The sequence below is a fragment of the Luteimonas suaedae genome (assembly GCF_008312895.1).
Classification (GTDB): domain Bacteria; phylum Pseudomonadota; class Gammaproteobacteria; order Xanthomonadales; family Xanthomonadaceae; genus Luteimonas; species Luteimonas suaedae.
Map to the genome: position 1 here is coordinate 23,781 of NZ_VSSP01000001.1, position 19,576 is coordinate 43,356.

19 protein-coding genes are annotated in these 19,576 nt (G+C 66.8%); 13 read left to right on the forward strand and 6 right to left on the reverse strand.

Annotation, left to right across the window (positions count from 1 at the left end; all coding sequences use genetic code 11):
• Nucleotides 1–214 precede the first annotated feature (214 nt).
• Together FXO19_RS00145 and FXO19_RS00150 are read right to left on the reverse strand one after the other, a co-directional pair.
• Nucleotides 215–1,348, reverse strand: a complete 1,134-nt coding sequence (locus FXO19_RS00145; protein WP_223115389.1) for a Gfo/Idh/MocA family protein — start codon at nt 1,346–1,348, stop codon at nt 215–217.
• Between the two features lie 213 nt (nt 1,349–1,561).
• Nucleotides 1,562–2,761 carry a S1 family peptidase gene (locus FXO19_RS00150; RefSeq protein ID WP_149193048.1) on the reverse strand — a complete coding sequence of 400 codons (1,200 nt, stop codon included), beginning with the start codon at nt 2,759–2,761 and terminating at the stop codon, nt 1,562–1,564.
• A gap of 184 nt (nt 2,762–2,945) precedes the next feature.
• Here FXO19_RS00150 and FXO19_RS00155 point away from each other — a divergent pair, with 184 nt between their 5' ends.
• The 3 genes from FXO19_RS00155 (at nt 2,946) to FXO19_RS00165 (ending at nt 6,311) form a co-directional block, all read left to right on the forward strand.
• The gene (locus FXO19_RS00155) at nt 2,946–3,806 is read left to right on the forward strand and encodes a class I SAM-dependent methyltransferase (protein WP_149193049.1); all 861 of its coding nucleotides are present in this window, start codon (nt 2,946–2,948) and stop codon (nt 3,804–3,806) included.
• Nucleotides 3,807–4,245: 439 nt separating this feature from the next.
• Nucleotides 4,246–5,199 carry a glutaminase gene (locus FXO19_RS00160; RefSeq protein WP_149193050.1) on the forward strand — a complete coding sequence of 318 codons (954 nt, stop codon included), beginning with the start codon at nt 4,246–4,248 and terminating at the stop codon, nt 5,197–5,199.
• Between the two features lie 371 nt (nt 5,200–5,570).
• Entirely contained in the window at nt 5,571–6,311 is a 741-nt protein-coding gene (locus FXO19_RS00165; RefSeq protein WP_149193051.1) for a LysM peptidoglycan-binding domain-containing protein, read from the forward strand.
• A gap of 56 nt (nt 6,312–6,367) precedes the next feature.
• Here the strand turns inward: FXO19_RS00165 and FXO19_RS00170 are convergent, their stop codons facing one another.
• Nucleotides 6,368–7,282, reverse strand: a complete 915-nt coding sequence (locus FXO19_RS00170) for a LysR substrate-binding domain-containing protein (RefSeq protein WP_149193052.1) — start codon at nt 7,280–7,282, stop codon at nt 6,368–6,370.
• A gap of 137 nt (nt 7,283–7,419) precedes the next feature.
• Here FXO19_RS00170 and FXO19_RS00175 point away from each other — a divergent pair, with 137 nt between their 5' ends.
• The 6 genes from FXO19_RS00175 (at nt 7,420) to FXO19_RS00200 (ending at nt 12,872) form a co-directional block, all read left to right on the forward strand.
• Nucleotides 7,420–7,815, forward strand: coding sequence for a RidA family protein (locus tag FXO19_RS00175; protein WP_149193053.1), 396 nt, complete (start codon nt 7,420–7,422; stop codon nt 7,813–7,815).
• Nucleotide 7,816: 1 nt separating this feature from the next.
• A complete protein-coding gene (locus tag FXO19_RS00180) occupies nt 7,817–8,962 on the forward strand; it encodes an oxidoreductase (RefSeq protein ID WP_149193054.1) in 1,146 nt (381 codons plus the stop codon).
• Between the two features lie 250 nt (nt 8,963–9,212).
• Nucleotides 9,213–10,637, forward strand: a complete 1,425-nt coding sequence (locus FXO19_RS00185) for a circularly permuted type 2 ATP-grasp protein (protein ID WP_187775557.1) — start codon at nt 9,213–9,215, stop codon at nt 10,635–10,637.
• Entirely contained in the window at nt 10,637–11,578 is a 942-nt protein-coding gene (locus FXO19_RS00190) for an alpha-E domain-containing protein (protein WP_187775558.1), read from the forward strand. Before FXO19_RS00185 ends, FXO19_RS00190 begins: the two co-directional genes overlap by 1 nt.
• Nucleotides 11,578–12,393, forward strand: coding sequence for a transglutaminase family protein (locus FXO19_RS00195; RefSeq protein ID WP_149193057.1), 816 nt, complete (start codon nt 11,578–11,580; stop codon nt 12,391–12,393). Before FXO19_RS00190 ends, FXO19_RS00195 begins: the two co-directional genes overlap by 1 nt.
• A gap of 53 nt (nt 12,394–12,446) precedes the next feature.
• A complete protein-coding gene (locus FXO19_RS00200) occupies nt 12,447–12,872 on the forward strand; it encodes a 1-acyl-sn-glycerol-3-phosphate acyltransferase (RefSeq protein WP_255516173.1) in 426 nt (141 codons plus the stop codon).
• Here the strand turns inward: FXO19_RS00200 and FXO19_RS00205 are convergent.
• Nucleotides 12,820–13,353 carry a GNAT family N-acetyltransferase gene (locus FXO19_RS00205; protein ID WP_149193058.1) on the reverse strand — a complete coding sequence of 178 codons (534 nt, stop codon included), beginning with the start codon at nt 13,351–13,353 and terminating at the stop codon, nt 12,820–12,822. The two genes, FXO19_RS00200 and FXO19_RS00205, sit on opposite strands and share 53 nt — an antisense overlap.
• Before the next feature lie 215 nt (nt 13,354–13,568).
• On the opposite strand from FXO19_RS00205, the gene FXO19_RS00215 reads away from it, so the two are divergent.
• Together FXO19_RS00215 and FXO19_RS00220 are read left to right on the forward strand one after the other, a co-directional pair.
• A complete protein-coding gene (locus FXO19_RS00215; RefSeq protein WP_149193059.1) occupies nt 13,569–13,985 on the forward strand; it encodes a MarR family winged helix-turn-helix transcriptional regulator in 417 nt (138 codons plus the stop codon).
• A gap of 45 nt (nt 13,986–14,030) precedes the next feature.
• On the forward strand, nt 14,031–14,426 hold the full coding sequence (locus FXO19_RS00220; RefSeq protein WP_149193060.1) for a tautomerase family protein: 396 nt from the start codon (nt 14,031–14,033) through the stop codon (nt 14,424–14,426).
• 479 nt (nt 14,427–14,905) lie between these two features.
• Here FXO19_RS00220 and trmY read toward each other — a convergent pair whose 3' ends face one another.
• Nucleotides 14,906–15,610 carry a tRNA (pseudouridine(54)-N(1))-methyltransferase TrmY gene (gene trmY / locus FXO19_RS00225; RefSeq protein ID WP_255516175.1) on the reverse strand — a complete coding sequence of 235 codons (705 nt, stop codon included), beginning with the start codon at nt 15,608–15,610 and terminating at the stop codon, nt 14,906–14,908.
• Between the two features lie 30 nt (nt 15,611–15,640).
• Here trmY and FXO19_RS00230 point away from each other — a divergent pair, with 30 nt between their 5' ends.
• Together FXO19_RS00230 and FXO19_RS00235 are read left to right on the forward strand one after the other, a co-directional pair.
• The gene (locus FXO19_RS00230) at nt 15,641–16,519 is read left to right on the forward strand and encodes an acyltransferase (protein ID WP_149193061.1); all 879 of its coding nucleotides are present in this window, start codon (nt 15,641–15,643) and stop codon (nt 16,517–16,519) included.
• 130 nt (nt 16,520–16,649) lie between these two features.
• Nucleotides 16,650–17,210, forward strand: a complete 561-nt coding sequence (locus FXO19_RS00235) for an outer membrane beta-barrel protein (protein ID WP_149193062.1) — start codon at nt 16,650–16,652, stop codon at nt 17,208–17,210.
• A gap of 160 nt (nt 17,211–17,370) precedes the next feature.
• Here FXO19_RS00235 and FXO19_RS00240 read toward each other — a convergent pair whose 3' ends face one another.
• Entirely contained in the window at nt 17,371–19,362 is a 1,992-nt protein-coding gene (locus tag FXO19_RS00240) for a TonB-dependent receptor plug domain-containing protein (RefSeq protein ID WP_223115390.1), read from the reverse strand.
• Nucleotides 19,363–19,576 lie beyond the last annotated feature (214 nt).

Sequence of the window (19,576 nt, forward strand, 5' to 3'; positions counted from 1 at the left end):
AAAAAAAGGGGGTGCTCGGTGCCCGACCAAGCAACAGCAACAGCAAATCGCTACGCGATTCCCGGCCCTCGCGCAGCGCGCGAGGGCGCTCAAGCCGCCGCAAGCCTGCGGCTTGCAAGCGGCGGCTTTCGCCCCCCTCAATCCCCCTTTTTCAAAGGGGGAAGATAGGCTGCGAAAACCTCAGGCCCCGGCACCTTTCTTTGGATTCTTCCCTTCAGCCCAGGCGCAGGTCGTGTCTGCCGCCGGTGTCGCAGGCGGCATAGATGGCATCGATGATTTTCAGGTCTTTCAAGCCTTCTTCGCCATCGACAGGGACCACGGGCGTATTCCCGTCGAGCAGGATGCCGGCCATCTCGTCCATCTGGATCGTCTGGTGCGTGGCATGCGGCTGCTCGAGTTCGCCTTCGTGGGTACGGCCCTGGATGGGGCCATAGCCCGTGGCGGGCTGCAGTTCGGCGAATCCCTGTTCGCCGGTCATGAAAAAGCGGTCCAGATGGTTCATCTGGTAGGTGGACAGGCAGGACGCCACCGCTCCGCTGGGGAAACCCAGCTGGAACTGGATGGTTTCGTCCACCCCTTCCTTGAACTTGACCGGGTCGGTCTTGGTTGGCTGCGCGGTCACCCATATCGGCTCTTCGCCCACCATGTAGCGGGCGCCGTTGACGGCGTAGATGCCGATATCCATCAATGCCCCGCCGCCTGCCAGCGCCCTGTCGAGCCGCCATTGGTCGGGATCGCCGATGCGGAAGCCGCACTGGCCCTGGAAGAACAGGATCTTTCCGAAATCGCCTGCCTTGCGCATGCGGACCACTTCCAGCGTCTTGGGCTCGAAATGCATCCGATAGCCCACCAGCAGCTTCACGCCGGCCTCGGCGCAGGCGTCGACCATGTCCTGCCCTTCCTTGGCGTTGATCGCCATCGGCTTTTCACAGATGACATGCTTTCCCGCCCTGGCGACGCGGATCGCCTGGTCGCGATGAAGTGCATTGGGGGTGATGATGTAGACCGCATCGATGTCCGGATCGTCCTTGATGCGGTCGAAGTTTTCATAGTTGTACCGGCTTTTTTCCGGCACGCGGAACTTGCTTCCCCATTCCTGCAGTTTGGAAGGCGTTCCACTGATGAGCCCGGTGACTTTGGCGCGTTTGCAGGACTGCATGGCTTCCGCCACCCGGGCGGCATAGCTGCCCAGTCCCATGAGCGCGACGCGCAACGTCGCGCCCCGGTGGCTGCCGGTGCTGGCGGGATCCGCACCGGCGAGTGCGCGATAGGGCGACAGCATCGGCACGACTACGGCCGAAGCCACCAGCTTCTGCAGGACGCTGCGACGAAGATGATCCATTGTCATGGCGGTTGATGAGGCTTCTGGTCATTCGGTTGAACAACTGTACCAACCCTATGGCGCGGAGGCAGCCACCCCATTTGCCTGACACCATTGCGATGAGCGGCCGAGCGGGGCATCGCGTCCGCTCCAGGCCGCGGACACCGCGGAGGACGGACACGGCGGACCAGAAAAAACGCCCCGGCCAACCGGGGCGTTTTCTTGTCCGTTGGCGCAGTATCACTGAGCGGTCAGTAGCGTCAGGTTGTAGGTCTGCAGGATCGGATTGAGCGGTTGGAAGAAGCTCCGGCTGCGCCTGATGGCCCCCCTGCAACCGCCGCTTCCGCCCGAGAGTACGCCCTGTGCCTGACCAACCCCGGTGATGAAGGAGCCACCGGAATCGCCGCTTTCCGAGCACGCGGTGGTGCGGGTCAGGTTCAGGACCGTCTCGCCGCTCGAGTAGTTGACGGTTTGGTTCTTGGCTTCGATCGTGCCGCAGCGCCACTGGGTGGTGCGGCCCGAGCGGCACACCGCCGCGCCCACGGCGGCTTCGGTGTTGCCTCGCACGGTCACGTCGCTGCTGGTGTAGCCCTCGACCACCGGCCGGGGCGTGTGGCCGCTGTCAAGGCGGACCCATGCGTAGTCGGGACCGGTCTGGCCTGGCGACGGGAAGTTGGACGCGGCATAGGAGCCGAGCCTCACGCCCAACGTCCACTGCGAGGGTTCGTGGTAGACGACTTCGCCAGTGTCGCCGCAGTGGCCGGCGGTCGCGAAGCCGGGGCTGCCGCTCTGGGTGACCGAGAAACCGACCGAGCAGGCATAGAGATAGCCGTCCCCCGGGGCGCGAAGAATGCCGTAGCCGCCCAGCACGTCCATGTGCAGTCTGGGCTGTTCGTCGACGGTTTCGAAGCGCACCGTCTCGACATCGAGGCCGCTGACGGCGACGAAGTCGATGGCGGCTTCCTCGCCGCCATGGCCGATGCTGACCACGACACTGTTGGTCGGCAGGTCGACGTACCAGCCGTACACGCCCCTGGGCACCTTGGCGCCCTGCGCCAGTATCTGGTCGAGCCGCCCCTTGGCATTGTTGAGCGAGGCGAGGCTGTGGCGCTGATGGCGAACCTCGACGCCAGCCGGGGCCTTGACCGTCGACAACGTGGTGCCGACGACAAAACCGTGGCTGCCGTCGGCCTTGCGCTCGATCCAGCTGCCGGCGAAGTGGCGACCCAACTGCCTCTGGATGGCTGCCTCGTGCTGTGCGGCGACCCGCTCGGCCTTGAGGTACTCGGCGAGCTGTGTCCCTGACAGGCCCAGATCGCGCTGCAGCGCGGATTTCAATGCGGGATCGATCTCTGCGGCAAAGGCGGAGCCTGCCAGCATTGCGGCCGCCAATGCGATCGGGGTGCAGACGAGGCGTGCCTTCATAATGAACTTGTTCATGAACAAACTCCCGGAAAGGTTGCGAACAGGAAGGTGCTAGCGAATCGGCCCTGGGGGCGGCACGTCGCTCGAAAAACCTAGCACGCAGTCGAACCGGATAATGTGTCGCCAGGCGCGGTCAGAAATCGGAAATGGTGACAATCGTCGCAGTTGAAGTTTCCAGGTTTTTTTAGGAATCGAACCCATGAACACTCCCTCCCATGTCCCGACGCCCGATGAGGAAAGCCAGCGCCAACAGTGGGATCGGGTTGCCGCCGGTTGGCAGAAGTGGTGGCGCACGATCGAGGACGCGGCGCACTGCGTCAGCGAACGGATGGTGGAGTTGGCGGAGGTGGAACCGGGACAGCGAGTGCTCGACATCGCAACGGGGATTGGCGAGCCCGCGTTGCTGGCGGCAAGCCGTGTCGGACCTGCGGGACGGGTCGTCGCGACGGACATTTCATCCCGGATGCTCGATATCGCCCGGGAAAGGGCGGCGATGGCGGGGCTGGCGAACGTGGAGTTCAGGCAGGCCGATGCGGGGTGGTTGGATTTCCCGGACGGCAGCTTCGATGCGATCCTCTGCCGATGGGGCGTGACGTCTCTGCCGAATCCGCCGGACGCCTTGGCGACGATACGCCGCGCGCTGGCCACCGATGGCGTGTTCGCCACGGCTGTGTGGGGCACAGGGGCCGACAGCCGCCCGTTGGCGAGCCTTGCGACGGCTGTCGCCCGGGACATGTTCGATCTGCCAGCGCCACCACCACAAGCGCCTTCGCTGCCTGGATCAGCGGAGGGCGCATTGAAGCAGGCGATGATTCACGCCGGGTTCGCGGATGTACGCGCCGAAGAGATCCGGCTGACCCTGGAGTGGGCATCCGCCGAAGCGTGCACGCAATACATCCTGGACGTGTCGCCGGACATTTCCGCCTTGTTCCTCGACAGGTCGTCCGGGCAGCGGGCGGAGTATCGGCAGAGACTCGCCGAAAGACTGCGGCCGTACGTGATCAGTGATGGCAGCGTGCGCATTCCGAACATGACGATCTGCGCGGCGGGACGGCGATGAGGGTCCGGATCGTCGCGATGGAGGTGGCAGAACCGAAAGGAACGGAGCGAACCATCCACCGCCAGCTTCGGCGGCGGTGACCCTGACGATCCGAGGATCATGGACGACACTGAGGTGATCATCCTGCCCCCGTAGGAGCGCGCCACGCGCGCGATGCCGCGGGCATCTCGCCGCCAACGGATTCCGGTCACCGACGTGCATTCCGGCCCGTGGCGAGACCGCCGATGACCGGGACCGGACACGCCGCCGGCATCGCGCGCATGGCGCGCTCCTACGACGGCGGCTGTCGCCCGCTCGCGCCTGAGGCACGGTCCGCCGGCCGAGGATCATGGACGACGCGTGGTCTTGGAGCCCGGCGTCCGATGGGCCACGGCGCCTGACGCGACGCTTACGCGTCGCCGCATACGGTAGGCGCACCTGCACCGCCTACGGAGCCCGCATGCGCAAGCCCCCGCCGAATCCACACGACCTCAGCCGGCATGACCTGGACGATATCCTCGGCACCATCAACGAGGAGGTACGTCAGCGTTTCGGCGAAGGCGAGGTGGCCGACTACATCCCCTCGCTGGCCGACGTGCCCAAGGACCGCTTCGGCATGGCCCTGGCCTTGCTGGACGGCAAGATCCACGAGGTGGGGCATTCGCGCGAGCGTTTCTCGATCCAGAGCCTGTCCAAGGTGCATACGTTGACGCTGGCGCTGGAAGCGGTCGGTGACGGGCTGTGGAGGCGGGTGGATCGCGAGCCCTCCGGCGACCCGTTCAACTCGCTGATCCAGCTGGAGCACGAGAAGGGCATCCCGCGCAATCCCTTCATGAATGCCGGTGCCTTGATCTGCGCCGACGTGATCCTGTCCAACTTCGACGACGCGGAGGCCACGCTGCTGGCGTTCATGCGTGCGCGCTCGGGCAACCCGGAAGTGGGCACGGACGAAGCGGTCGCCAAATCCGAGCGCGAGAGCGGCCACCGCAACGTGGCCATGGCCAACTTCATCCGCAGCTACGACAACCTGGACAACGACGTGCAGGATGTCCTGGACTTCTACTACCTGCAGTGTTCGTTGTGCATGGACTGCGTGGACCTGGCGCGCAGCGTGCAGTACCTGGCCGATGGTGGTCATTGCGGAGCGTCGGGCGTGCAGGTGACCACCGCCGAGGGCGCCACGCGCATCAATTCGGTGATGATGACCGCCGGCACCTACGACGCCGCGGGTGACTTCGCCTACTACGTCGGGCTGCCCGCCAAGAGCGGGGTGGGCGGCGGCATCGCCGCGGTGGTGCCGCATGTGATGGGCCTGTGCGTGTGGTCGCCCGGGCTGGACGAGAAGGGCAACTCGCTGCTCGGGCGCTATGCGTTGCACCGCTTCACCCGGATGACGGGGCTGTCGGTGTTCTGAGCGCGAGCGGAGGAACATGCATGGCATCAGCCGGCAAGGCATCAGCCGGGCGCCCCAGGCATGCGGCCGGAGTTCCGTAGGAGCGCGCCATGCGCGCGATGCCGCGGGCATGGTGCCGCCATGCGATTCCGTCTACCGGCGCGCCTTCCGGTTCGCGGCGGGACCGCCGATGACCAGGACCGTAGACGTCGCCGGTATCGCGTGCGTGGGCGCGCCTACACGGCAGCTGCGTATGGCGGTGGTGGGCTGCGCGGGCGGGTGCGCAGTCAGGAAGTTGACGTTGGGTAACCTAGGGTCGACCCCTAGTGGTGATGCCGGTGCCGCCGCGCCTATGCTGCGATTCCCACTGTCCATAACGTAAGGATTGCGCCATGAGCGGCGATATTCCCTATTCCGGTCCAAGCTTTCGGGATTCCGCATTGGTGACTTTGGACGAACTCCGGGCCGGAACGACCCAAGCCCCCGCAGGCACGACGGCCTACGAGGTGAAGCCGGGCGACAACCTGACCAAGATCGCGCAGGAGAACGGATACGCGAGCGTGGAGGAGCTGCTGGCGAACAATCCCCAGTATGCGGAACGCAATCCCGATCTGATCTATCCGGGCGAGGTGGTCTTCGTGCCTGCAGCCCAGGATCCGCAGACCCGGGCAGAAGAGGCCGCGCAGGCGCATAGCGAGAGCGTTGCGAACGGGGAGCCAAACGTCGATGGTTCCGATCAGAAGTTCTACAACCAGGCCTCATCTCACGCCGCCGGACTTGCGCAGACGACGGATGAGACGGCGCAGGCCTGGATCGAAGCAAAGGAAGCATCCGCATCCCACAGCGCGCGTGTCGCGAATGGGGAACCGAACGTCAGCGGTTCTGATCAGCATCTCTACAACCAGGCCGCGAATGGCGCCAGTACGGAATTCGAGACGGCCGCGCAGGCGGAGATCGAGCTCGGGTCCCGTACCTTCGCCGCGAGCAACAGTCCTGAGGATCGCGCCAGCGCCGCCATCGAGGCCGGGGAAGGTATCGCCCAGAGGCTGGAGGCGCAGGGGCTTCCCGAAGCCGCTGCACGTGTGCGTGAACTGGCACAGCAACAGGCGGAGCAGATCCGCAACGAGGGCTGAGGTCATCGCACTGGGGAAAGGTGCCGCGGAAAGGTGCCGGTACGGATGGCACGTAGTCAAGAGGCGGGAGCTCCTGAATTCCCGCCGTCTGCCTTGATCGCCTCGGCGCGCAGCCACTCCGCGGCGGCCGCTGCGGCCGGGTCGCGTGCACCGCCTTCGGGCATCACCAAGTGATAGGTGTGGCCGGCGATCGATGGGCCGAACGGCTGCACCAGATGGCCGGCGGACAGTTCCTCGCGCACCAGCGCCAGGCTCAGCAGCGCGATACCCTGGCCGGCCACCGCCGCCTGGATCGCATGCCCCTCGTCCGAGAACCGCAGTTGCGCGGCGGATTCGGCGGCGAACCGCCCGGCCTGCGCGAACCAGACCTGCCAGGTGGGGTTGAGCGGTAATGGGCGCCGCCACTCGAAATGGATCAACGGCGCCTTGTCGAGGTCCGCAGGTGACGCGATGCCGAGCGCGGGATTGGCCACCGGCGCGAACCAGTCGGTGAACATGGCTTCTGCCACGAGCCCCGGGTACGGGCCGCGCCCGTAGCGGATGGCGATGTCCACCTCGCTGCCGGCCAGGTCCACGGGCTCGTCCGACGCGTGCAGTTGCAGATCGATGCCGGGGTGCAGGCGATGGAAGCCCGCCGCCCGTGGTACCAGCCACTTCGTGGTGAAGGCGCTGGTGGCCGAGATCGTCACCCGGGCCCGGCGCCGGGTTCGCGCCAGGCGCTCGAGTGCGGCCTCGAATGCATCGAAGCCGGCGCGCAGCACCGGGTACAGCTGCGCGCCGGCCTCGGTCAGCGCCACCTTGCGCGCCTGCCGCCCGAACAGCGGCATGCCGGTGAGCGCCTCGAGCGCGCGGATCTGGTGGCTGACCGCGGTCGGCGTGACCGCCAATTCGCGCGCGGCGTGCTTGAAGCTGCCGTGGCGGGCGGCCGCTTCGAACGCGCGCAGGGCGGACAGGGGCAGGCGTCGGCGCATCGGGATAGGGATGAGGTGAGCTCATCTTATAGCTGACGATTTCGCGTTTGTCGACGGGGAAATTTGGCATCAACATGGATGCAAGCCGGGATTCGAGATGAATCCAGATTCCCTTTCATCGAACCGAGGAACCGATCATGCGCGAACGCGTCGTCACCCAGCCCGACCACTACGCTCCCTACCTGCTGTCGCAGGGCATCCGCTACGGCAACCTGCTGTTCGTCTCCGGCCAGGCCGGCGCCGGCGACGACGGCCGGATCGTTCCTGGCGGCTTCCGCGCCCAGGGCGAGCAGGCCTTCGCCAACCTCCGCCGGGCGCTGGAGGCCGGCGGCTCCAGCCTGGACCAGGTGATCAAGGTGACTATCTTCGTGACCGACATGGGCCACTTCCAGGACGTGGTGGAACTGCGCCGGACGTTCTTCTCCGAGCCGTATCCGGCCGACACCATCGCCGAGATCAAGGCGCTCTACGACCCGGCCGCGATGATCGAGATTGAGGCGATCGCCGCCGTCGATCCCGCCGGGAGCCGCTGACATGGCAGCGGACGGACATCCGCTGCAGCCGGATTCAAGCGTCGCACCGCTGTTCGCGCCGCTCGCTCTCGGCGGCCTGGCGCTGCGCAACCGCACGGCGGTGGCGCCGATGACCCGCGTGAGCGCCTCGGCGGATGGCCACGCGACCGCGCGCATGGCGGACTACTACCGCGCCTTCGCCGCGGGCGGGTTCGGCCTGGTGGTCAGCGAAGGCATCTACACCGACCAGGCCCATGCCCAGGGCTACCTGTTCCAGCCGGGCCTCGCCGACCACTCGCAGCGCGAGGCCTGGCGGCCGGTGGTGGAGGACGTGCATCGGCACGGCGCGCGCATGATCGCGCAGCTGATGCACGCGGGCGCGCTCTCGCAGGGCAACCGCTTCCGCGCCGGCACCCGCGGCCCGTCGGCGGTGCGGCCCAAGGGCCGGCAGCTGGCCTTCTACCGTGGCGACGGTGAATACCCGTTGCCGCAGGCGATGACGGAGGACGAGATCGCCAATGCGGTGCGCGGCTTCGCCGACGCCGCGGCGCGGGCCCGCGAAGCCGGCTTCGACGGTGTCGAGATCCACGGCGCCAACGGCTACCTGCTCGACCAGTTCCTCGCCGAGGGGGTCAACCTGCGCGACGACGGCTACGGCGGCGACGTGCGCGACCGGCTGCGATTGACGGTGGAGGTGGCGCAGGCGGTGCGTGCGGCGGTCGGTGCGGATTTCGTGGTGGGCGTGCGCATCTCGCAGGGCAAGGTCAACGACTTCGACCACAAGTGGAGCGGGGGCGAAGACGCCGCGGCCGTCATCTTCGGAACGCTCGGCCGGTTGCCGGTCGACTACCTGCACGTCACCGAGTTCGAGGCATGGCAACCCGCCTTCGGCGAAGGCCCCAGCCTGGCGGCGTTGGCGAAGCAGCACGCGCCGATACCGGTGCTGGCCAACGGTTCGTTGCACGATCCCGCCCAGGCCGCCGGCATGCTCGCGCGTGGCGAGGCGGACGCGGTCACCCTCGGGCGCGGCGCGCTGACCCATTCCGACTGGCCGCAGCGGGTGCGCACCGGTGCCGTGATCGCTCCGTTCGACCGCGAACTGCTTTCACCGATCGCCGACCTCGCCAACGCCGATCGCCGCCAGGCCAAAAGGGATGGAGGGAACTGACCGACTCTCGCATCCTCGCCAAGGCCATGCTGCGGCCGGTCGCCCGGCCTGACTGCGACCGGCCTGTTCAAAGGCCTTCTCCACCATGCGCTGGAATCGGGCGTCGCCCAGCGCTTTCTGTGTCGCATAGGCGCGGATGCGGCCATCGACCGCTACCCCGCTTGGAAGTAGGGGATTCCCTCGATCCCCCTTTCATCCCTTCTTTATGGCGCGCAGGTCACGGTGTGTCTTACGTTCTCGCAGGATCCTGATGCCCGGCACACCATTCATCTTCGACGAAATGGGCTGGCCAGACGCCATCCGGCCGCCATATTCGCTGATCGACGCCTGGTTGAAGTCGGCCACGGCGGAGCAACTGGGGCTCAAGCGTCGCGAAGCCGAGGTTCTGTTCCGGCGCATTGGCATCACGTTCGCCGTCTATACCGAAGGCGGCGACGCCGAGCGGCTGATCCCCTTCGACCTGATCCCCCGCGTGCTGGCCCAGGCCGAGTGGCGGCGGCTTCGACAGGGGCTGGAGCAGCGGGCGAAGGCGCTCAACGCCTTCCTGCACGATGTCTACCACGACCGCGACATCATCCGCGCCGGCCGCATCCCCGAGCGGCTGATCCTGCACAACGCCGAATTCCGGCCGGAAATGAACGGCCTGGATCTGCCGGGTCGCGTCTATTCGCACATCTCCGGCATCGACATGGTGCGCACCGGGCCGGACGACTACTACGTGCTCGAGGACAACTGCCGCACGCCCTCGGGCGTGTCGTACATGGTGGAGAACCGCGAGGTGATGCAGCGCCTGTTCCCGGGCCTGTTCCGCCAGGCCCGGGTGGCGCCAGTGGCGCACTATGCCGACGAGCTGCTGGAGACCCTGCGCTCGGTGGCGCCGCCCAATTGCCACGGCGAGCCCACCGTGGTGCTGCTGACGCCCGGCACCCACAACAGCGCCTACTACGAGCACGCCTTCCTGGCCGACGAGATGGGCATCGACCTGGTCGAAGGCGCCGATCTGCTGGTGCGCAACGACGTGTGCTACATGCGCACCACCGCCGGGCTGGAGCGCGTGGACGTCATCTACCGGCGCATCGACGACGACTACCTCGATCCGCTAGTGTTCCGCCCCGAGTCGGCCCTGGGTGCCGCCGGGCTGCATTTCGCCAACCGCGCCGGCAACCTCACCATCACCAATGCCGTGGGCGCGGGCATCGCCGACGACAAGGCCGTGTACATGCATGTGCCGGAGATGATCCGCTTCTACCTGGGCGAGGAGCCGCTGCTGTCGAACGTGCCCACCCACGACTGCAGCAAGCCCGACGAGCTCAAGTACGTGCTCGAGCACCTGGACGAACTGGTGGTGAAGGCAGTGCACGGCTCCGGCGGCTACGGGATGCTGGTCGGCCCGCATGCGAGCAAGCAGGAGCTGGAGGATTTCCGGGCGCTGCTGAAGGCGAAGCCCGAGACCTACATCGCCCAGCCGACGCTGGCGCTGTCCACCGTGCCCACTTTCGTCGAATCCGGCGTGGCGCCGCGGCACGTCGACCTGCGGCCGTTCGTGCTGTCGGGCAGCGACAAGGTGCGCGTGGTGCCGGGCGGGCTGACCCGGGTGGCGCTGCGCGACGGCTCGCTAGTGGTGAATTCGTCGCAGGGCGGCGGCACCAAGGACACCTGGGTGCTGGAGGAATGATGCTCGCGCGTACCGCCGACGGCCTGTTCTGGCTGGCCCGCTACATGGAGCGGGCCGACTACGTGGCGCGCCTGCTGCAGGTGGCGGAGCACATGAATGCCGTGCGCGTGGACACCAACCGCAGCAGCGAATGGGAGTCCGCCATCGTCGCGTCCGGCTGCGCGGAGAGCTTCGAGGCCACGGTCGAGCCGGCCGACGAAGCCAGCGTGATCCGCTTCCTGGCCTTTGAGCGCGCCAATCCATCGTCGATCGTCAACTGCATCGAAACCGCCCGCCGCAACGCCCGCGCGGTGCGTACATCGCTAACCACCGAGATGTGGGATGCGGTGAACCAGACCTCGCTGGAACTCGCCGACTTCACCCAGGGACCGTTGGATGCCGACCGCCTGGCTGAGTTCCTGGACTGGGTGAAGGCGCGCGTGGGGCTCTTCCACGGTGTCTGCTCGAACGGCATGCTGCGGCGCGACAGCTACCACTTCATCCGCACCGGTCAGTTCCTCGAGCGTGCCGACAACACCGCGCGCCTGCTGGACGTGAAGTACCACGTGCAACTGCCCGAGGTAGCCGACGTCGGCGGCGTGGTGGACTACTACCAATGGCTGGCGATCCTGCGGGTGGTCGGCGCCCGACGCGCCTACCGGGTCCTGTTCAAGGGCCGGGTGCAGCCCGCGCACGTGGCCGAGCTGCTGATCTCGCGCACGGTATTTCCGCGCTCGCTGGCGTTTTGCTTCGAGCAGATCACCCAGCACCTGGATGCCATCCAGGCGCAGGATCCGCAGCTGGCCGCCGTCGCCCGCCGCCAGGCGCACGTGATGTACGCGCAGCTGCGCTTCGCCAGCATCGACCAGGTCATCGAAGATGGCCTGCACGAATACCTCACCGACATGATCGACCGCACCCGCGACCTGGGCGCCGAGATCGCCAAGGGACACTTGTTCTGATGCTGCTCACCATCACCCACGACACGCGCTACCACTATGGCCAGCCCGCCTGGCTGGTGGTGCAGGCCCTGCGCCTGTGGCCGGCCCCCAGCGAAAGCCAGCGGGTGAAGTACTGGCGTGTCGAGGTGAACGGCAAGGCGCTGCCGCCCACGGGCGTGGACGGCTTCGGCAACCCGGTGGCCACCCACGCCATTGATCGCCAGGTGAGCGACCTACACCTGGCGGTGCATGCCCAGGTGCGCACCAACGACCGCAGCGGCGTGCACGGCGACGATGCCGGCGGACTGCCGCCGATGTTCTTCCTCAAGCCCACGCCGCTGACCCTGCCGTCGCCGGGCATCATCGCCCTGGCCGACGCCGCGGCGGGCGAGGGCGAGGCGCTGGAGCGCCTGCACTGCCTGGCCAATGCCGTGCGCGACAAGGTGGACTACGTCAGCGGCACCTCGGACGCGTGCACCAGCGCCGCCGAGGCCTTCGAGGTCGGCACCGGCGTCTGCCAGGATCACGCCCAGGTGCTGATCGCGGCTGCCCGCCACCTGGGTTACCCGGCCCGGTACGTCAGTGGTTACCTGTGCCCGATGGAAGCCGGCTTTCCGGCGGCCAGCCATGCCTGGGCCGAGCTATTCGTGGACGGGCTGGGCTGGGTGGGTTTCGACCCGGCCAATCGGGTCTCGCCCGACGAGCACTACGTGCGCGTGGCCTGCGGCCGCGACTACCGTGACGCCGCCCCCGTGCGCGGCATGCGCCGCGGCGGCGGCGACGAGACCCTGGACGTGGATGTGAGCATTACGCAGTCGGCGCAGACTACCCAGTAGGGTTTCTTGGTTTTACGGAGATCCCGAGTGACCTGCTGCTTGCGGCCAACACCGTGTTGCACGTCGTGCCTCTGCTGGCGATGGCGTTGGTCAAGGCGTTGCTGCCGTTCGGTCGCCTGCGCAAGATCAGCAATCCGGTGCTCACCGGGTTGGCGGAAAGCTGGATCGGGGTGAACAGCTGGATGCTGGACCGCTTCCTGCGCACGCGCGTCCATGTGCAGGAGGATGTGGCGCTGCAGAAGGATGGCCACTACCTCGTGCTGGCCAACCACCAGAGCTGGGTGGATATCGTGGTGTTGCAGAAGGTCTTCAATCGGCGCATCCCGCTGCTGCGCTTCTTCCTGAAGCGGCAGCTGTTCTGGGTGCCGCTGCTGGGGCTGGCATGGATCGAACCAGCTGAGCGCGTTTCGGCCCGGATGACGGTCGCTAGAGAACCTTGCGCCAGATGCGGTCGTCGTCCAACCGGTCGCCAAGCTTGAACGTGCACCTGCCCACCTCCTCGAACCCGTGGCGAGCATAGAAGCGCTTGGCCCGTTCGTTGTGATCGAACACCGTCAGGTAGAGCTCGGGCGCGTCCTGCGCGCGGGCGGATGCCATCGCCCAGCCCATGAGTGCTTCTGCGACGCCCTTTCCTTGCCACTGGCTGAGGACGTAGATCTGCTGGAGTTCCAGCGCGCCTGCACGCGCGTCTTGTGCGGGTGCGCGCAGCGGAGTCAGTTTGGCATATCCAATGGGCACGTCGTCCACCGTGGCTATGCGCCAACTGACGGATGCATCGGCAAGATCCTTGGCCATGGGCCCATCCTCTGCCCATGTCCGATCGCAGAAGTCGCGGAAGGCATCTTCTTCATACAATTGGGAAAAGGTATCGCTGAAGATCTGGCGGGCCACTTTCAGCAGGTGCGCCTGCGGCACCGCGTATGGCGATACGTAGCGAACCCCGGAGATGTTGGTTGTCATGGTCATTGTGGGAGTGGGGGAAGGGCGTCAGGGCAATTTCTGATCTCGTGCTGAGGATCCATCCACCTGCCGGTTCCAGGCGTAGGCCTCTGTAAGCAAGTTGACTTGACCGGCTGGCGGGGCGTCTCCGGCCGGCGAATTGTGCCTGGAATCTTTACACGAATCCGTGCTCGATACAGTTGCATAGCTAACTAAATGGCGTTAGTCTCTACCGCATGTTCGATCGCTGCCTGTACTTCAATACCGCCGCCTTGTCGCGGATGCTCGAGCGCGTCTGGACGCAGGCATTCATTCCATTCGGCCTGAGCCCCCCGCAGGCATTCCTGCTGCGTGCGGTGATCGCACAACCGGGACAGTTGCAGCGCGAACTGGCCGACGCCCTGACCATCACCCGGCCCACCGCGACCCGGCTGCTGGACGGGCTGCAACAGCGGGAGCTGATCGAGCGCCGCAGTTCTGGCAACGACGGCCGCGAGCTGGAAATCCACCCCACAGCCGCCGCGCTGGCGATCGCCAACGATCTCAACCGCGCCAGCGCGGCCGTTACCCGCCGCCTGCAGAAGACGCTGGGGGAACGGCGCTTCGGCGACGTCGTTGCGCAGATGCGGCAGGTACGCGAAATGCTGGGCTGAATCATGCCCATATAGTTGTCTAACTAACTAATAAGGAGTGCCGATATGCCCATTCTCAATGTCAAGGTCGCCGCGGTGCGCTCGCAGGCGCTGTCGAAGGCGATAGCGTCGCTGCTGCAGGACCTGACCGCGCGCGTTCTGCGCAAGGACCCGGCGGTGACCGCCATCGCCATCGATTTCGTCGCCCCCGAGGATTGGTACGCCGGCGGACGCAGCCTCGCCGAGCAGCGCAAGAGCAGCGTCTATTTCGACGTAAGGATCACTGACGAAACCAATACCAAGGACGAGAAGGCGGCGTTCATCCGCGAGGCCTTCGCCGGGCTGGCCGCCTTGCTTGGAAACCTGCACGAGGAAAGCTATATCCATGTACATGATGTGCGTGCGGCAGCCTATGGCTACGGCGGCGTCACCCAGGAAGCGCGTTACCACCAGCGCGGCTGACGGTCCAGACGTCTGGCCGCCGGCCGCGCCAGGTTCCGGATCGAAGCGGCCGCATGCCAGCCTGAGAAGATGTCAGGGACGAACGGCGTTTACTTGAGCACCGTCATTCCCGCCTTCGCGGGAATGACGAGCAAAAGCAAGCCGTTGCCGGCCATGTAAGCGCTATCCAGGCACACTCCCGTAGGAGCGCGCCATGCGCGCGATGCCGCGGGCATTGTGCCGCCGTGCGAATCCGTCTACCGCGGCCCCTTCCGGTTCGCAGCGGGATCGCCGATGACCGGGACCGGAGACGTCGCCGGCATCGCGCGCGTGGCGCGCTCCTACGGAGCGGCGGTGCAGGACTTTCGGTTCCGGAATCGGGCGAAGTACCTCAAGCCAATGCCATTCGTCCTGGCACCTTGACGGGCGCCTGTGCGCGGGCCGGCAGTGCGCGCCGTGCCGCGCCCCCGCGCCCCGGCTTCCTGCTAATTGCACGGCTTTCATCTCTGATCCAGCTCGTGATGGATCAACACGACGCACTGCGATGCGAACAGCATCGTGGGACCCAACGTGATCCGGGTCGCGCCCAGGCGGTCTAGGCTGTGAAAGGTCTTCTTCGGCATCGGGATGTGGTCGGTCAGCAGGAAGCAGGGATTGTCCTGGAACGCCTGCCCGCGGATCGGCGTGCCCTTCCTGTCCATGACGAACAGCTGATGGTCTTCGGCAAGCTGCTGCACCAGGCGCTCGAAGCTCACGGTGCGCACCGTGACGCCGGGTTCCACCGGTCGCGTCTCGTCCTTGCCCATGCCCCTGGACGCGTCCAGCGCCTGGGCGATCTTGCCCAGCAGCGCCTGCTCATTGAAGCCGCCGATGTCCTGCATGGCATTGGCGTCGAACCGGATCGTGCGCGAAAAGTCCGGTGTGCTTTCCAGGACCAGGTAGACCGTCACGTCGGCGCGATGCGACTGGGCCACGAAGATCGCGTTCATCAACGTATGGGCGAGGATCTCCGGATGGGCCTCTGCGCCGACGGACGCCAGCAACTTCTGGCTGTCCGTGGGTGCCGCCCGTGCTCTCAGTACAAAGGTTCGCATGGATGTCGTCGTGGTTTGTCGTCCGGCGCGGCAACTGGCGTCCGCCCGGCCATTGTCCACGAATCGCAGGCCGGGATCGCAGGCATGAACCTGGCCCGATTTCCGCGACAATAGGCATCCCATCGAGGTTGTCGCACTCTCATGCTCCCATTGCGCGTGACGCTGATCGCCCTGCTGCTTGCGGCCAACACCGTGTTGCACGTCGTGCCGCTGCTGGCGATGGCGTTGGTCAAGGCGTTGCTGCCGTTCGGTCGCCTGCGCAAGATCAGCAATCCGGTGCTCACCGGGTTGGCGGAAAGCTGGATCGGGGTGAACAGCTGGATGCTGGACCGCTTCCTGCGCACGCGCGTCCATGTGCAGGAGGATGTGGCGCTGCAGAAGGATGGCCACTACCTCGTGCTGGCCAACCACCAGAGCTGGGTGGATATCGTGGTGTTGCAGAAGGTCTTCAATCGGCGCATCCCGCTGCTGCGCTTCTTCCTGAAGCGGCAGCTGTTCTGGGTGCCGCTGCTAGGGCTGGCATGGTGGGCGCTGGATTTTCCGTTCATGGGCCGCCACACGCCCAAGCAGATCGCGCGCCGTCCCGAACTGGCCGGACGCGATGTCGAGGCCACGCGCCGTGCCTGCGAGAAATTCCGCGAGATCCCGGTGGCGATCATGAACTTCGTCGAGGGCACGCGGTTCACGTCGGCCAAGCATGCCCGGCAGGGCGTACCGTACCGGCATCTGCTCAAGCCCAAGTCGGGCGGCGTGGCGTTCGTGCTGGACGCGATGGGGACGGGCCTGCACGCGATCCTCGACGTCACTATCGCCTATCCCGACGGGCGGCCGTCGCTGGTGGACCTGCTGGCGGACCGTGTCCCCGCGATCCACGTGCATGTGCGCCAGCGCCCGTTGCCCGCGGAGTTGCTGCACGGCGACTACCAGAACGACCGCGCCTTCCGCGTCCGGTTCCAGCGATGGATGAACGCGTTGTGGCAGGAGAAGGATGCGGACATAGCGCGTCTGCTGGCGGACTGAGGGGCGGTCGACCGGCACGCGGAGGTCGCGTCAGCCCTCGGATTTAACGAAATGTTGACGCCTCGACCCGTGCCGGTCAGCATACGCGCGCCCGATCGGGCCTGAGTACACCAACCTAGGACGGAATTCCATGAAGAACACCCTGATGCTGGCCTGCACCCTGGCGCTGGCGACGCTGAGCGGCACCGCGTTCGCACAGGACGCGGCCGGCGGTTTCATCCGCGGCGAGATCGGCCGCAGCGACATCGACCTCGATGTCGACGGCTTCGGCTCGGCCAGCGAGGAGGACACTTCCGCGGTGTTCGGCGGCGGCTACTGGTTCAACGAGTACGTGGCGGTCGAGGGCCATATCGGCACCCTGTACAACACCCATGTCGACGATGATGTCGAGCTCGACCTGATCACGTTCGGCGTGGGCGTGGCGCTGAAGAAGAGCTTCGGCGGCGCGCACACCGGGTTCTTCGTCGGCGGCCGCGCAGGCGTGGCCCGCCTCACCGCGCAGGTGCGCGAAGACGACTTCGACGTGATCGACGACGAGAGCGACATCAAGCCGTACTTCGGCGTGAGCGCCGGCTACGACTTCAGCCAGCGCTTCGGCCTCAGCCTCAACTGGGACCGCCGCCAGGCCGACTTCGACGGCGTGGAGGTCGACGTCGACACGATTGCGGTCGGCGGCGAATTCCGCTTCTGATCGGGGATCCCGAGTCCTCTGGAAGGCCGCCTCCGGGCGGCCTTCTTCATTGCGCGTTTTGCAGTGGCAGGACAGTCCCTGCACCGAATGGCGCTTATTCGAGGAGAAGGATGCGGAGATGGCGCACTTGCTGGGCGGCTGATCGACCGCCGGCGCACCGTCAGAACTTGAGCCGTACCCCGCCATTGACCACGAAGCCGTCCGACGGCGCCCACGCGTCCACCGTCCACCGGCCATCCGGCGCGGGTCGTGGCAAGGTCATCGGGTGGTGCCGGGTCTGACGGATGTCGAGAATGTTCTCGAGGTTGAGGAACAGGCTGACTTTGCCCAGGGTGATCTCGCCCAGCGCGCCGAGTTCGACGTATGCACGGCCGGTGTCGCGGTAGGGGTTGCCGTCCAGCGCCTGGCGGCCGGTGTAGTACGCCTCCAGCCCGAGCCGGCCGCGGCCGTGCTGTTCCCACATGGCGACCAGCCCGGCGGTGTGGCGCGGCGTCAACGGCACGCGGCGGCGGCCAGTACCGGCGGGGTCCTGCTCGGTGGCGTCGGTGTACACGTAGCTGCCGGTGACCGTGAAATCCTGCCAGCGGTAGCGCACCAGCAGTTCGCTGCCGCGGGTGCGGGTCGTCCCGGTGGCGTTGACCAGCCGCACGCGTTCGGTGCCGTCGGTCGATGTGAAGGGCTCCAGCCGCACGGCGTCGTCGATGTCCGAGGCGAACAGGGTGACGCTGGTTTCCAGCCCGCCTACGGCGTAGCCCAGGTCGAGCGAGCCGGTGGTGGCGGTCTCCGCCTCCAGCCCCGTCAGCGGTTCCAGCCGCGACAGTCCCGCCGCCTCGATCTCCTCCACGAATGGGGTCGGCGCGTGGAAGCCCTTGCCCATCGAGGCGCGGACGGTCCACCGGCCCGGGCGGTAGAGCAGGGAGACACGCGGGCTGACGTGGTGCCCGTATTCGCTGTGGTGGTCCCAACGGGCGCTGCCCGCGAGCGTGAGGTCGTCGTGCAGCGCGTGCTCGGCCTGGGCGAACAGGGCCGGCACCGTGTAGCGGTAGTCGAACGCACCGAAGGTGCGCGAGCGGAAGCGGTCGGCCTGCACGACGGCGCCGGCAAGCCAGGACGTGTCGCCGACCCACGATGCGTAGGATGCCTCGGCAAATGCGGTCTCGTGGCGGTCGTTTTCGACCACCGCGCCGAAACGGTGCCGGTGGTCGGTCGTCATCGCCGAAGCGCGCAGGTGCAGGGTGTCGGTGTCGCCCACCGGCAGCTCGACGACCGTGCCCGCGTCCAGGCGCGTGGTGTCCTGCGTCAACGGGAACGGCGCGCCGTCCGGCATCCGCGCGCCGGCGAGGGTGCCGCCCGTGCGGTCCTCGGTCATCGCGCCGAAGGTCACCAGCGCCTTCCCGCCGTCGGGGGAATTCCAGAACATTCGCGGCCGCACCGTCCAGCGATCGAAGGCCGGCATGTCGATCCAGCCGTCGCCGTCGAGGTCCTGGCGTGCCTGGTCGTGGAAGCCACCGACGAGCGAGTAGCTCCAGCGGTCGCCCAGCGGCGAGGCGGCATAGGCGGTGACGTCGTGCCCGTCGCGGCTGGTGGTGTTGAAGAGGAATTCGGTTTCGCGTTCGTCGCGAGGCCGGCGCGAGATCAGGTTGATGACGCCGCCGAGCGCCGAAGGGCCGTACAGGGCCGAAGCCGCCCCCTTGATGATTTCCACCTGGCCCAGGTCGGTCGGCGGGATCTGCAGCAGTCCGATCGACGAGGCCTGCCCGCCATACAGCGGCAGGCCGTCCGCCAGCAACTGCGTGTAGCGCCCGCGCATGCCTTGCATGCGGATGTTCGCCGCGCCCAGTGCGGGGGAGGTGACCTGCACCCGTACGCCGCCGGTCTCGGCGACCAGCATAGCGATGTTGCCGGGGGTCATCAGCAGCTTTTCGTCGATCTCCTCCTGTCCGATCACCTCGACCCGGATCGGCTCCTCGGAGAGCCGGCGCCCCGAGCGCGTGGATTGGACGACGACGGCATCCAGTTCGACCGCATCGTGATCATGCTCGTCGGCGTGGTGGTCCTGGGCAATGGCGACGAAGGGGACGGTCGTGGCGGCCAGCAGGCAAGTGGCGAGCGCCAGCGGATGTCGGGGTCGGAGCGGATGGAGTCGATGCAAGGGTGCGTTCCATGGAGCCGGTGGTGTCGGCGCGTGTGCGGGAGTGCCGCGTGTCGCGCATTGCGCGTGCCGGATTGTACCGGGGCGTCGCGGAGTCGCAGACAAGGCTGCTGCGCCGTGGCCCGGGATGAGCATGCTATCGCCTGCGGCAGGCGTCGCGCTGCAGCATGACCCCTAAACCATTCCTTCCTTCCACGCATCCAAGTGTTTGTAT

Coding starts and splice junctions, on each gene's coding strand:
- FXO19_RS00145 (WP_223115389.1), bottom strand. CDS start 1,348: ATGACAATGGATCATCTTCGTCGCAGCGTCCTGCAGAAGCTGGTGGCT.
- FXO19_RS00150 (WP_149193048.1), bottom strand. CDS start 2,761: ATGAACAAGTTCATTATGAAGGCACGCCTCGTCTGCACCCCGATCGCA.
- FXO19_RS00155 (WP_149193049.1), top strand. CDS start 2,946: ATGAACACTCCCTCCCATGTCCCGACGCCCGATGAGGAAAGCCAGCGC.
- FXO19_RS00160 (WP_149193050.1), top strand. CDS start 4,246: ATGCGCAAGCCCCCGCCGAATCCACACGACCTCAGCCGGCATGACCTG.
- FXO19_RS00165 (WP_149193051.1), top strand. CDS start 5,571: ATGAGCGGCGATATTCCCTATTCCGGTCCAAGCTTTCGGGATTCCGCA.
- FXO19_RS00170 (WP_149193052.1), bottom strand. CDS start 7,282: ATGCGCCGACGCCTGCCCCTGTCCGCCCTGCGCGCGTTCGAAGCGGCC.
- FXO19_RS00175 (WP_149193053.1), top strand. CDS start 7,420: ATGCGCGAACGCGTCGTCACCCAGCCCGACCACTACGCTCCCTACCTG.
- FXO19_RS00180 (WP_149193054.1), top strand. CDS start 7,817: ATGGCAGCGGACGGACATCCGCTGCAGCCGGATTCAAGCGTCGCACCG.
- FXO19_RS00185 (WP_187775557.1), top strand. CDS start 9,213: ATGCCCGGCACACCATTCATCTTCGACGAAATGGGCTGGCCAGACGCC.
- FXO19_RS00190 (WP_187775558.1), top strand. CDS start 10,637: ATGCTCGCGCGTACCGCCGACGGCCTGTTCTGGCTGGCCCGCTACATG.
- FXO19_RS00195 (WP_149193057.1), top strand. CDS start 11,578: ATGCTGCTCACCATCACCCACGACACGCGCTACCACTATGGCCAGCCC.
- FXO19_RS00205 (WP_149193058.1), bottom strand. CDS start 13,353: ATGACAACCAACATCTCCGGGGTTCGCTACGTATCGCCATACGCGGTG.
- FXO19_RS00215 (WP_149193059.1), top strand. CDS start 13,569: ATGTTCGATCGCTGCCTGTACTTCAATACCGCCGCCTTGTCGCGGATG.
- FXO19_RS00220 (WP_149193060.1), top strand. CDS start 14,031: ATGCCCATTCTCAATGTCAAGGTCGCCGCGGTGCGCTCGCAGGCGCTG.
- FXO19_RS00230 (WP_149193061.1), top strand. CDS start 15,641: ATGCTCCCATTGCGCGTGACGCTGATCGCCCTGCTGCTTGCGGCCAAC.
- FXO19_RS00235 (WP_149193062.1), top strand. CDS start 16,650: ATGAAGAACACCCTGATGCTGGCCTGCACCCTGGCGCTGGCGACGCTG.